The sequence below is a fragment of the Pseudoalteromonas sp. Angola-4 genome, from assembly GCF_028599265.1.
GTDB lineage: Bacteria > Pseudomonadota > Gammaproteobacteria > Enterobacterales > Alteromonadaceae > Pseudoalteromonas > Pseudoalteromonas atlantica.
Window position 1 is genome coordinate 132,084 of the sequence record NZ_JAQREK010000001.1, and the last position, 13,109, is coordinate 145,192.

Genomic DNA, 13,109 nt, shown 5'->3' on the forward strand with positions numbered 1-13,109 from the left:
AATATTTCTGTTAAAAACCAGCAGCCTGCTCAATTACTATTGCATGGCGCTGCGCTAAACGCGTATGGTCTCTGTCGTAGCCGCCACCAATAACACTGGCAATAGCGGTGTTATGTTCAAGGCAGCGCTTAAACACTAAATGGTCACGCTGTTTAATGCCGTCCCAGCTTATATCTAGTTTGCCTAAACCATCGTCTTGCCAAATATCTACACCCGCATCGTATAAGACTAAATCGGGGTTGAGTTCTTTTAGTAAAAACTGCAGCGTATCATCCACAATGCCTAAGTATTCTGCGTCTTGCATATTGTTAGCAAGGCCTATGTCTAAATCGCTGGGGGATTTTCTAAACGGGAAGTTTTTTTCGCAGTGTATAGAGCATGTATACGCATACGGCTGATGTGCAAGCATTGCAGCTGTGCCATCGCCTTGGTGTACGTCTAAATCAAAAATGAGCACGTTGGTCACTTCACCGCTTTGTATTAATGTTTGCGCGGTAAAGGCTAAGTCGTTCACCATACAAAAACCTGAGCCAAAATCAGTGTGTGCATGGTGTGTACCGCCTGCTAAATGACAGGCTAAGCCATGCTTTAATGCTAAGCGTGCAGTTTGTAACGTGCCTTGTGGGGCGGTGAATGTACGGTTTATTAGCGGTTGCGACCAAGGTAAGCCAATGCGGCGCATAGCTTTTTCGTCTAGACGGTTATGCCATAAATCGTGAATGTAGTTTTCGCAGTGTACCAGTTCAAGTGGTTCAGGGGAGCCCAAAATAGGCTCTACTAAATTATTACCTGCAATGCCTAAACCTTTAACCTGCTCATATAAATGAGCAAATTTACTCATTACAAATCGGTGCTTAGGGTCAAAGCTAAACGAATAATTACTGTGATAGACCAAAGGTAAGTGAGGGTTTAGGCGCATAACCGTATCAATAATAAAGTTTGCGCTATGGTAATAAACTTAACTAAGGGAGTCTATTGCCGCTATTCAATCAATGAGGCAAGCTCGCGATGAAGTAATTGTTCATCGGCTAAATTAAGTTCAACTAACCGTTTTAAATAGGTAATACTGTTTATATCTATATGGTGGCAATTAAGGCCGATGTGTTTATCTTCTATGTGGCAAATAAACACCTCCATTTTTATTTCTATATCGCTTTGTGGCAAGGTAAAGCGCAAGGTGGCTTCGCTATTTTTTGTGCCACTAAACGCCGCGCATTTAGTAATGAGTGCGCCATGTAAAGATACATCGAGTAATTTGCATGGGTAGCTCTCTCCTGCAAATTCTAATTGAGCCGCGGTTGAAAAAAGAATACGCGAGAACTGACGTCGATTTTCCATAAAACGAGTGCCTTTATTGTAATATTTAAATCAAGCATAGCGGGAAATAGCCCATAGCGATAAAAAATGGCATAAAAAAACCCCGCATAAATGCAGGGTTTGTTATATCAGTTAACAATTAACCAATTTTTTTATACTTAATACGCTTAGGTTGTGCAGCTTCTGCGCCTAAGGTCTTTTTAAGCCACTCTTCGTATTCAGTGTAGTTACCATCGAAGAAGTTAATTTGGCCTTCGTCGCGGTAATCTAAAATGTGTGTTGCAATACGGTCAAGGAACCAACGGTCATGCGATATACACATTACACAGCCTGGGAACTCTAAAATAGCGTTCTCAAGGGCGCGTAGTGTTTCAACATCAAGGTCATTGGTTGGCTCATCCAGTAGTACTACGTTACCACCCGCTTTTAAAAGCTTAGCAAGGTGTAAACGATTACGCTCACCACCTGATAAGTCTTTTACAAACTTTTGCTGATCGTTACCTTTAAAGTTAAAGCGGCTAACGTATGCACGACTTGGGAACTCAAAGTTACCAATTTTTAGCACGTCTTGCCCGTCAGATATTTCTTGGAATACAGTTTTGCTTTCGTCCATATTGCCACGGAACTGATCAACCGTTGCAAGCTCTACAGTTTCACCTACGCTAATGCTGCCGCTATCAGGTTGCTCTTCGCCGCTTAGCATTTTAAATAGGGTTGATTTACCCGCGCCATTGGCACCGATAATGCCCACAATCGCGCCTTTTGGCATACTAAAGCTTAAATCGTCGATTAAAACGCGATCGCCAAAACTCTTACGTAAGTTATTAACTTCAAGCACTTGGTCACCTAAACGCGGGCCAGGTGGAATAAATAGCTCGTTGGTTTCGTTACGCTTTTGGTAATCAGACTGCTGTAGCTCGCTAAACTGCGCCATACGCGCTTTAGACTTAGCTTGACGACCTTTAGGGTTTGAACGAACCCACTCAAGCTCTTGAGCAATTGATTTTTGACGTGCTTTTTCAGATTTTTGCTCTTGTTGTAAGCGCGCATCTTTTTGCTCAAGCCAAGAAGAGTAGTTACCTTCCCACGGAATACCTTCACCACGGTCAAGCTCTAGTATCCAGCCAGCTACATTATCAAGGAAGTAACGGTCATGCGTTACCGCCACAACAGTGCCTTCGTAATCATGTAAGAAGCGCTCAAGCCAAGCAACCGACTCAGCATCTAAGTGGTTAGTAGGCTCATCGAGAATAAGCATATCTGGTTTTTCGAGTAATAAACGACAAATAGCAACACGGCGGCGCTCACCACCTGAAAGGTGCTCAATTTTAGCATCCCACTCAGGTAAACGAAGTGCATCAGCAGCGCGTTCTAAAACGTTATCGATGTTGTGACCATCGTGCGCTTGAATAATCGCTTCAAGCTCGCCTTGCTCTTTTGCTAGGGCGTCAAAGTCAGCGTCTTCCATTGCATACTCGTTGTACACTTCGTCAAGGCGATTAAGGGCATGTTTTACTTCGCCAACAGCTTCTTCAACAATTTCGCGAACTGTTTTGCTTTCGTCCAGTACTGGCTCTTGCGGTAAGTAACCAATTTTAGTACCAGGTTGAGGGCGAGCTTCACCTTCAAAGTCTTGGTCAACACCGGCCATAATGCGAAGTAATGTAGATTTACCAGCACCATTTAAACCTAGCACACCAATTTTAGCGCCAGGGAAAAAGTGCAACGAAATATCTTTTAAAATTGTGCGCTTAGGTGGCACAACTTTAGATACTCGACTCATCGAGAATATAAACTTATCAGGTAAAACCATGGAGGAAAGCCTTCAAATAATAATAAAAATTTCAATGTTGTATTGTAGTGGCTCACGGGTGAAACAGTCAACGAATGGCGGGTTTTAAAGCGCTAATGACTGCAGGTTGATAAAGTATAAAATCATGAATAAATTTCATTTAGACATCTATACATCTAGAGGTTGATATTTTTAGCATACTGTTCATAATGAGAGCGTATAAATTCTCGGTTTTTATGAGTAGGAGTAAAAAATATGCCAATTACAGTGAAAGACGAGCTACCGGCTATTGCCCGTTTACGTGAAGAAAACGTGTTTGTAATGCCAAAAAGTCGCGCAAAAACGCAAGAAATTCGTCCTATGCGTTTGGCTATTTTAAATTTAATGCCTAATAAAGTAGAAACCGAAGTGCAGTTTATTCGTTTGCTTGCCAATTCTCCTTTGCAAGTAAATGTAGAGTTATTGCGCCTAGATACGCACCGCAGCAGTAGCAATTCAGAAGAGCACCTAGATACCTTTTACCGTTATTTTTCAGAAGTGAAAGACAATAACTACGATGCGTTAATTGTTACCGGGGCGCCACTTGCACACCTTGAATACGACGATGTTGCGTACTGGGATGAGCTAAAAGTGATTATTGATTGGGCAGAGCAGCACGTTACCTCTACGCTGTTCTCGTGCTGGGCGGCGCATGCCGCGTTGTATCATCGTTACAATTTAAAACGCGATTTAAAAGAAGATAAACTTTGTGGTGTGTTTACTCACCAGTGTTACTTTGATCACGGGGCACTTACTCGTGGCTTTGACGATACCTTTTTAGTGCCGCACTCACGTTATGGCCACATAGATATAAATAAAATAAATGCCTGCGACGATATAGTCGTGCTGGCTGGCTCTGAAAAAGTAGGCGCTTACTTAATGAAAAATAAGTCGGGCAGCCAAGTGTTTATAACCGGCCACCCAGAATACGATGCCGACACACTAAAAGCAGAGTATGAGCGCGATTTACAAAAAAGTCCTGATGCGCCAAAACCCGAAAACTATTTTCCAGATAACGATGCAAGCAAAAAGCCGTCAAAAACGTGGCAAAGCCATGCCTTTTTGCTGTTTTCGAACTGGTTAAATTACTACGTGTACCAAACGACCCCCTATGATATTAATTTAGTTAGCCAAGATGTGAGGACTAACAACTATGCCGAATAACGTGCAAAACAATAATAAACACAGCGAATTAAGCGCTGCATTAAAAGAGCGTATTTTAATTTTAGATGGCGCCATGGGTACCATGATCCAAACTCACAAGCTTGAAGAAGAAGACTACCGAGGCGAGCGCTTTAAAGACTGGCACGTACTAATTAAAGGCAATAACGATTTATTAAGCCTTACAAAACCTGAGTTAATTGCCGATATACACCGCAGCTTTTTAGCCGCCGGTGCAGACATTATTGAAACCAATACCTTTAACTCAACCACCATTTCGATGGAAGATTACGACATGGCAAGCATAAGCTGTGAAGTAAACCTAGAGTCGGCAAAACTCGCACGCGCAATATGTGACGAGTTCACCGCTAAAAACCCAGAAAAACCGCGCTATGTAGCCGGTGTGTTAGGGCCAACCTCTAAAACCTGCTCAATTTCGCCAGATGTAAATGACCCAGGCTATCGCAATATTACCTTTGATAAGCTGGTTACTGCGTATGTTGAGTCTACCCTTGCATTAATGGAAGGCGGCGCCGATTTAATACTTATCGAAACTATATTCGACACGCTAAATGCAAAAGCGGCCTCATTCGCAGTAGAAGAAGCGTTTGAGCAAGCAGGGCGCACATTACCTGTAATGATCTCGGGCACAATTACCGATGCCTCTGGGCGTACGCTTTCGGGGCAAACCACCGAAGCATTTTATAACTCTATTCGCCATATTAAGCCGCTTTCTATAGGCCTTAACTGCGCCCTTGGCCCTGATTTACTTCGCCAATACGTAGAGGAGCTTTCGCGCGTATGCGAAACATTTACCTCAGTACACCCAAATGCCGGTTTACCTAACGAATTTGGTGAGTACGACCTAGAAGCAGAGGACATGGCGAAAGAGATTATAGACTGGGGCAAATCGGGCTTTATAAATATTGTTGGTGGCTGCTGTGGCACAACGCCTGCGCATATTCGTGCGTTTGCCGAAGGGCTTGAAGGGGTAAAACCTCGCGCATTGCCAGAGCTTGATGTTCGCATGCGTTTATCAGGCCTTGAAGCCTGTAACTTAAACTAGGAGCCAACATGACCCAGCAAATTGCAGTATTTACCAATGTTGGCGAGCGTACCAACGTAACTGGCTCTGCCATGTTTAAACGCTTAATCATGGAAGAAGATTACGAGACCGCCCTGAATGTTGCCCGCGAGCAAGTAGAAAACGGCGCCCAAGTTATTGATATAAACATGGACGAAGCCATGTTGGACTCAAAAGCGGCCATGGTTAAGTTTTTAAACTTAATTGCCTCAGAGCCCGATATTTCTAAAGTGCCCATTATGGTCGACTCCTCTAAATGGGAAGTAATAGAAGCAGGCCTTAAATGTATTCAAGGCAAGGCTATTGTTAACTCAATATCGCTTAAAGAAGGCGAAGAGCCGTTTAAACGCCAAGCTAAAATTATTAAACGTTTTGGCGCCGCCGCTGTGGTTATGGCGTTTGATACCGACGGCCAAGCCGACACCGCGGACCGCAAATACGAAATCTGTGAGCGCAGCTACAAAATATTAGTCGAAGAGATTGGCTTCCCGCCGGAAGATATAATATTCGACCCCAATATATTTGCCGTAGCCACCGGTATAGAAGAGCACGACAACTACGCCGTAGAATTTATTGAAGGCACACGCCGCATTAAACAAAATTTACCGCACTGTAAAGTGTCGGGCGGGGTGTCTAATGTCTCGTTTTCGTTTAGGGGTAATAACCCCGTACGCGAAGCCATTCACTCAGTGTTTTTATACCATGCGATAAAAGCGGGTATGGATATGGGTATTGTAAACGCAGGCCAGCTTGCGGTTTACGACGACATCCCCGAGGAACTTCGCAAAGCCGTAGAAGATGTAATTCTTAACACCGACCCCGGTGCAGGTGAGCGCCTTGTAGAAATAGCCCCTAAGTTTTCAGGCATGGCACAAGCCGAACGCGTAGAAGATTTAGAGTGGCGCACATGGCCTGTTGAAAAACGCCTAGAGCACGCCCTTGTAAAAGGCATTACTACCTTTATAGATGAAGACACGGAAGAGTGCCGCGCTGCCGCCGATAAACCTATTCACGTAATTGAAGGGCCATTAATGGATGGCATGAACGTGGTAGGGGATTTATTTGGCGCAGGTAAAATGTTTTTACCGCAAGTTGTTAAATCTGCCCGCGTAATGAAGCGCGCAGTGGCCTACCTAGACCCATTCATAGAAGCTGAAAAAGAAGAAGGCGCCACTAACGGTAAAGTAGTTATGGCAACCGTAAAAGGCGACGTGCACGACATTGGTAAAAACATTGTAGGCGTAGTACTGCAATGTAATAACTACGAAGTAATCGACTTAGGCGTAATGGTACCTGCTGAAAAAATACTGCAAACCGCGATTGACGAAAAAGCCGACATAATCGGCCTTTCGGGTTTAATTACCCCATCGCTTGATGAAATGGTACACGTAGCCAAAGAAATGACCCGCAGAGGCTTTGAGCTCCCACTTATGATTGGCGGCGCAACTACCTCTAAAGCGCATACTGCCGTTAAAATTGAGCCGCAGTACGACAAAGGCGTAGTGTATGTAAATAACGCCAGCCGTGCGGTGGGCGTGGTATCAAGCTTGTTATCTAAAGAGCTAAAACCGGCCTTTTTAGAAAAAACTAAAGCCGAGTACGAAAAAGTACGCGAGCAACAAGCGCGCAAAAAGCCACGTTCAAAACCCGTTACCATACAGCGCGCCCGCGATAACGCAGCCAAGCTTGATTGGGATAACTACACGCCACCGGTGCCTAAAAAGCTGGGCGTGACCGAATTTAAAAATGTATCAATCGCCACGTTACGTAAATACATAGATTGGACCCCGTACTTTATGACGTGGTCAATCGCTGGTAAATACCCACGCATAATGGACGATGAAGTCGTCGGTGAGCAAGCACGTAGCTTATTTAAAGACGCTAACGACATGCTCGACGACCTTGAAAAATCAGGAGCTTTGCAACCTTTAGGTGTAATTGGTTTATTCCCTGCAAACCGCGCGGGTGATGACATAGAAATTTACACCGACGAAACCCGCAAAGAGCTGTTAACTACCTCATGCCATTTACGCCAGCAAACCGAAAAAACCGACTTTGCTAACTATTGTTTAGCCGACTACATTGCGCCAAAAGGCACACCAGATTACTTTGGCGCGTTTGCAGTAACGGGCGGCTTAGAAGAAGACGACCTAGCCGATGCGTTCGATGCCAAGCAAGACGACTACAATAAAATAATGGTAAAAGCGGTTGCCGACAGGCTCGCAGAAGCGTTTGCAGAATACTTGCACGAACAAGTGCGTAAAGAATATTGGGGTTACGCAGCCGATGAAAACTTAAGTAACGATGAGCTAATTCGCGAAAACTACCAAGGTATTCGCCCAGCGCCGGGTTACCCAGCGTGTCCTGAACACACCGAGAAAAAGAAAATTTGGCAGTTACTCGATACCGAAAAACGCATTGGCATGCAGCTCACCAGCTCATACGCCATGTGGCCAGGGGCAGCGGTTTCGGGCTGGTATTTCTCACACCCAGAGGCAAAATACTACGCCGTAGCATCTATTCAAAAGGATCAGGTAGAAGATTACGCCAAGCGAACTAATATGACGCTCGAAGAGGCTGAAAGATGGCTGTCGCCTAACTTGGGGTATGAGCCGGAATCATAGCGAAGCGGTCAGTTTTTAGCTGTCAGCTATCAGAAAAAAAACGAGCCCAGAGGGGCTCGTTTTTTTGTAAGGCACTTAAAGTAGTAATAAAAGTCTGTTGGACTTTGCTGTAGTAGAGCAGTTAACATAATTAGATAGTTAAAAGGACTTTTCAATTTATGAATAAACAAATACCAGCACCTCTTATATCAATTCTAGCCGATGTAATCTCTTCTCTGGAGACTCATGCTACGATGGATTCTCTTTTTTTATACTCTAACGCTCCAGGCGAACCTCCTGAAGGTTCTAAATCTTCTAAAGCACAGACGTGGCTAAGAAGAATAAATAATGAAGCCGATAACCCGCTATCAGTAGTCGCTAAATTAATTGAAAACTACATGGAGAACCCTGAATTTCAAAATGAATTTAGTGAGATAATGTTTCAAAAGGTTGAGAATACGGCCTATAAATATGTACAAAAGATAAAACAATGCCTCTCTAGTTATAACTTAGAATATAGAATAGGTGGTTTCATTCGGGAAGGTGCAAGTGCTCCTTCGCAATCGCTATCAGCGTTAATAAAAAATAGAGATTTACCTGCAATTAATGCTGAGTTCGATCGCGCAATGGATAATATAACAAGTGATCCTCGAGAAGCCGTACTAGCAGCATGTAATATATTAGAAGCTATTTGTAAAACGTTTATAGAAGATGAAGGTTTAACTATGCCTGCTAAAAAAGATTTACAAGGTGTTTGGAAAGTAATTAAAGACGAGCTGGGTTTTGATATTGGCCTTATCCAAGATAAAGATTTAATACAAATATTAAGTGGGCTGTTCTCAACAGTCAGTGGTATTGGTGCACTGCGCACACATGCTAGTGCTGCGCATGCCGAAGGCCGGACTAGATATAATATTAAGCCTAGACACGCCAGGCTTGCTGTTCACTCTGCTCACACGGCTAGTATTTTTATAATTGAAAGTTGGGATGAGAAAAAGCTTAAATCTAATATAAAACCCAACTTTTCATCATGACTTTATCGGCTAGTTTTTTGGTAATTTTTAGCTTTGAAAGGCAAAATCACAAAGAGGATATTTAATGTCTGAACCTCAGAACAACTCTGTTAATTTACGAAAAGAAATTCAAGATGGTTATATTTCTTTAGGCACAAAAAAATTAATAAAAGAGGTGCTCAAAGAGCTTAATATTTATCACCCAAATTCATGGGACAAAAAGTTTTGTGAAGATATGTTATCAAATACAAAGCAATTATCTAATAAGCAAAGAGATCAACTTCTTAGGATACTAGATGATATTTTGATGAAAACTGAGCACCCAAGTTTTACGCCAAAGTTTGAGCTTTGATTAAGGATCATAAATGAAGTTTATAAATCACGTAGTGGTGTTATTATCCCTATTTTTCACATCGAACACATTTGCGCTTGAGCAAAAGTATCACGAGAGTGTTTTACCTGTTATTGCTGCTTTTAAAACGCAGGATAAAACTGCGATTGCTGCGCATATTCGCTACCCTCTAAAAAGGCAATATCCATTGCCTGACATTAAAAATGAAGCTGAGTTTATTAACCGCTTTGATGAAGTGTTTGACGACGAGCTAGTTGCCGTTATTGGCAGCTCTAATATTAATACCGATTGGGATAAAGTTGGTTGGCGCGGCATTATGCTAAATAACGGCGTGATGTGGGTTAATACTGACGGTAAAATTATCGGTATAAATAGCCACACAGCTAAAGAGCGGGCATTTGCTAAACGCTTAATTGAACAAGACAAGCAATCACTTCATTCAAGTATTAATACATTTGAAGAGCCAGTGCTGGATTGGAAAACGGCTAGCTACCATATTCGCGTTGATGATTTAGGTGATAGGAATTACCGTTATGCAGTGTGGAGTAGTGATAAAAGGCCAAAGGACAAGCCTGATCTGGTTTTATCTAACGGTGATATTACCTTTGAGGGTAGCGGCGGCAATCACCACTATACGTTTAAAAACGGACGCTATAGTTACATATTACACGTTACTATTATTGGCTGCGATACATCGCCACCTGGTTGGCTTGAAGTATATAAAGATGATGAGCAGTTATTAAATGAGCCAGTTATAAGTGCTAAGTAGAATCAGTAAACCCTTCTTATCTCTATCCAATAAAGCTGCCACTTAGTAACAGCTATAGGTTGGCGGTTCGGCGAATAAAATTTCAATAAACCAATCCTAAGTGGTAGGCTAAAAAAGTAGCAAGTATTCAAACCGTTCTCGCGCAACAAGGAATTCCTTTAAAGCGCTTTGCCAAGGAGTTAAATATGATCACGCTTACCGTTAATGGTAATAAACATGAGTTTACAGGCGATCCGTCAACGCCGGTGCTTTGGTATCTTCGAGATGAATTAAATTTAACCGGGCCTAAGTTTGGCTGTGGTATGGCGCAGTGTGGTGCGTGCACCATACATATTGATGGCGTAGCGCAGCGCTCGTGCATATTACCTGTATCGGCTGTGGCAGGGCGTGCTATTACCTCTATTGAAGGGTTAAGCGAGCAAGGCGATCACCCAGTGCAAAAAGCCTGGGTTGAGCATAAAGTGCCGCAATGTGGATTTTGTCAGTGCGGGCAAATAATGCAAGCGGCAAGCTTATTAGCCGCTAACCCAAATCCCACTGATGATGAAATAGTGAGTAATATGTCGGGCAATATTTGTCGTTGTGGCACGTATCCGCGTATTCATAAAGCGATTAAGTCGGCGGCTAAAACAATTGCGGGCGTTGAGTATTTTGACCCAAATGAACAAGGGGAAGAGGTATGAAAAACGACAATACGTACTTTGACCTAAACCGTCGCCAATTTTTAAAAACCAGCGCAATAGGGGCATTAGTATTAGGCACTTATTTTGTAGGCAGTGCACCAAAAGCGTTTGCAGGCGTGTTAGAGCAGCCCTCTGAGCAAGCAAAACGTGCCAACTTATTTATAGCACTGCGCCCCGATGGCATGGTTGAAATAACCTGTCACCGCTCTGAAATGGGCCAACAAATTCGTACCGCCATTGCCCAAATTGTGGCAGACGAAATGGAAGCCTCGTGGGATAAAGTCGTTGTTATTCAAGGTAAGGGCGACCCTAAATATGGGGATCAAAATACCGATGGCTCGCGCAGTATTCGCTACAACATGCAACGCCTACGCGAAATGGGCGCAAGTGTACGTTATATGATGCAGCATGCAGCTGCTAAATATTGGAAAGTTGAGCCGCAAACCTGTACAGCTAATCAGCACGTGGTTACCCACAGCTCGGGTAAAACGCTTGCCTATAAAGACTTAATTGACCTCGCACTTGGTATTACCCCGCCAGAGCCTGACAAGTTAACACTTAAAACACGCAAAGAATGGCGTTATATAAATACCGGTATGGCGCATATAGATTTAACCGATTTAGTAACCGGTAAAGCCACTTTTGCTGCTGATGTTCGCGAGCCAAAAGCGCTGGTGGCTATGATTGAGCGCCCGCCGGTAGTAGGTGGTATGGTTAAATCGTTTGATGCCAGCGCCGCTAAAGCAATTAATGGCGTAGTTAATATTATTGAAATGCCTGTACCAAAAGGTGCGCCGCAATTTCAGCCCAAAGGCGGCATTGCTATTGTTGCTAAAAATACCTGGGCTGCATGGCAGGCGCGTAAAGCACTAAAAGTGGTGTGGGATGATGGTAAAAACGGCGATTATAATTCAGAAAACTTTAAAAAGTCGCTATTACAAACCGTTAATGAGCCGCAAGCGCATGTGCGCGAAATAGGCGATACCACCAACGTATTGGCTAAATCGAGCAATAAGTTAGTAGCCGATTATTACGCGCCGCACTTGGCCCAAGCACCTATGGAGCCACCTTGCGCCACTGCAATGTACAATAAAGACAGGGTAGATATTTGGGCTGCAACGCAAAACCCGCAAGCTGATATGAAAACCGTAGCTGCGTTACTTGGTATGCAAGAGAGCCAAATTAACGTGCATGTCACCATGTTAGGTGGCGGTTTTGGGCGTAAATCAAAACCTGATTTTTCAGCAGAAGCTGCCTACATTTCAATGAAAGTAGGACAACCTATACGCGTACAGTGGACGCGAGAGGATGATATTCAGCACAGTTTTTATCATGCGGTATCGGCTCAACATATTGAAGCGTCACTCAATGAAAAAGGTAACATAGAAGCTTACTTACACCGTACGGCTTTTTCGCCAATTATGTCGACCTTTCAAGAAGGGGCAACGTCGCCTGCAGGTTTTGAGCTACGCTTAGGCTTTACCGATAACCCCATAAACTCACCTAACTTAAAGTTAGAAAACGGCGAAGCACCCGCTAAAACAAGAGTAGGCTGGATGCGCTCGGTATCAAATATTTTTCATGCTTTTGCTATTCAGTCATTTATAGCTGAAGCTGCGCACAAAGCAGGGCGCGACCAAAAAGACTATTTACTTGAAACCATAGGCCCTGATCGCATTTTAGATGTAACCGAGCAAAATGCGTCTTACGATAACTATGGCGGCGATAAAGATGTTTACCCATTAGATATTGGTAAATTACGCCATGTTATTGAAAAAGTGGCTGAGATAAGTAAATGGGGCCGAAAGCTGCCAAAAGGTCGCGGGTTAGGCATTGCTGCGCACCGCAGCTTTTTAACGTATGTGGCTACTGTGGTTGAGGTAGAGGTATCGGATGCTGGTGATTTAAACGTGATTAAATCGTGGGTCGCTATTGATGCGGGTACGGTTGTAAACACCGATACCGTTAAAAATCAAACGCAAGGTGGCTCTATTTACGGTATTACAACCGCAATTAGCGACGGTATTACTTTTGATAAAGGCCGAGTACAGCAAAGTAATTTTCATGATTACCGCGTACCGCGTATGAGCGACTCACCTTTAGAGGTAGAAGTAGAAATAATACAAAGCGATGCACCACCTGCTGGTGTAGGGGAGCCCGCAACTCCGGTTTACGCCCCAGCGCTGTGTAACGCTATTTTTGCCGCTTGTGGTAAACGCATTAGGCAACTGCCTATAGGTAATCAATTAAAAGCGTAAATAACGTACTTTTATTTAAGCCGTTAAACAAAAAAACC

General features: G+C 43.4%; 11 protein-coding genes. 8 read left to right on the plus strand and 3 right to left on the minus strand.

Going from position 1 to position 13,109, the window contains the following annotated elements; genetic code table 11:
- Positions 1-10: 10 nt before the first annotated feature.
- The 3 genes from PSH48_RS00625 to ettA form a co-directional block, all read right to left on the minus strand.
- Positions 11-919 (minus strand): histone deacetylase family protein, encoded by a 909-nt coding sequence (locus PSH48_RS00625; protein ID WP_273610706.1) that lies wholly within the window; start codon positions 917-919, stop codon positions 11-13.
- A gap of 62 nt (positions 920-981) precedes the next feature.
- Complete coding sequence (locus tag PSH48_RS00630) at positions 982-1,338, minus strand: PilZ domain-containing protein (RefSeq protein ID WP_029773844.1); 357 nt, start codon at positions 1,336-1,338, stop codon at positions 982-984.
- A gap of 118 nt (positions 1,339-1,456) precedes the next feature.
- On the minus strand, positions 1,457-3,130 hold the full coding sequence (gene ettA, locus PSH48_RS00635) for an energy-dependent translational throttle protein EttA (protein ID WP_029773845.1): 1,674 nt from the start codon (positions 3,128-3,130) through the stop codon (positions 1,457-1,459).
- Positions 3,131-3,364: 234 nt separating this feature from the next.
- Between ettA and metA the strand changes: the two genes are divergently transcribed.
- The 8 genes from metA (at position 3,365) to PSH48_RS00675 (ending at position 13,071) form a co-directional block, all read left to right on the plus strand.
- On the plus strand, positions 3,365-4,312 hold the full coding sequence (gene metA, locus PSH48_RS00640; protein WP_004587433.1) for a homoserine O-acetyltransferase MetA: 948 nt from the start codon (positions 3,365-3,367) through the stop codon (positions 4,310-4,312).
- Entirely contained in the window at positions 4,302-5,375 is a 1,074-nt protein-coding gene (locus tag PSH48_RS00645) for a homocysteine S-methyltransferase family protein (protein ID WP_273610707.1), read from the plus strand. Before metA ends, PSH48_RS00645 begins: the two co-directional genes overlap by 11 nt.
- 8 nt (positions 5,376-5,383) lie before the next feature.
- On the plus strand, positions 5,384-8,017 hold the full coding sequence (gene metH / locus PSH48_RS00650) for a methionine synthase (protein ID WP_273610708.1): 2,634 nt from the start codon (positions 5,384-5,386) through the stop codon (positions 8,015-8,017).
- A 158-nt stretch (positions 8,018-8,175) separates the two neighbouring features.
- Positions 8,176-9,030 carry an abortive infection family protein gene (locus tag PSH48_RS00655; RefSeq protein ID WP_273610709.1) on the plus strand — a complete coding sequence of 285 codons (855 nt, stop codon included), beginning with the start codon at positions 8,176-8,178 and terminating at the stop codon, positions 9,028-9,030.
- A gap of 64 nt (positions 9,031-9,094) precedes the next feature.
- The gene (locus PSH48_RS00660) at positions 9,095-9,361 is read left to right on the plus strand and encodes a hypothetical protein (protein ID WP_055019831.1); all 267 of its coding nucleotides are present in this window, start codon (positions 9,095-9,097) and stop codon (positions 9,359-9,361) included.
- 13 nt (positions 9,362-9,374) lie between these two features.
- Entirely contained in the window at positions 9,375-10,130 is a 756-nt protein-coding gene (locus tag PSH48_RS00665; protein ID WP_273610710.1) for a hypothetical protein, read from the plus strand.
- A gap of 185 nt (positions 10,131-10,315) precedes the next feature.
- Complete coding sequence (locus PSH48_RS00670) at positions 10,316-10,813, plus strand: (2Fe-2S)-binding protein (RefSeq protein WP_024034278.1); 498 nt, start codon at positions 10,316-10,318, stop codon at positions 10,811-10,813.
- Positions 10,810-13,071 carry a xanthine dehydrogenase family protein molybdopterin-binding subunit gene (locus PSH48_RS00675; RefSeq protein ID WP_273610711.1) on the plus strand — a complete coding sequence of 754 codons (2,262 nt, stop codon included), beginning with the start codon at positions 10,810-10,812 and terminating at the stop codon, positions 13,069-13,071. Before PSH48_RS00670 ends, PSH48_RS00675 begins: the two co-directional genes overlap by 4 nt.
- Positions 13,072-13,109: the final 38 nt, after the last annotated feature.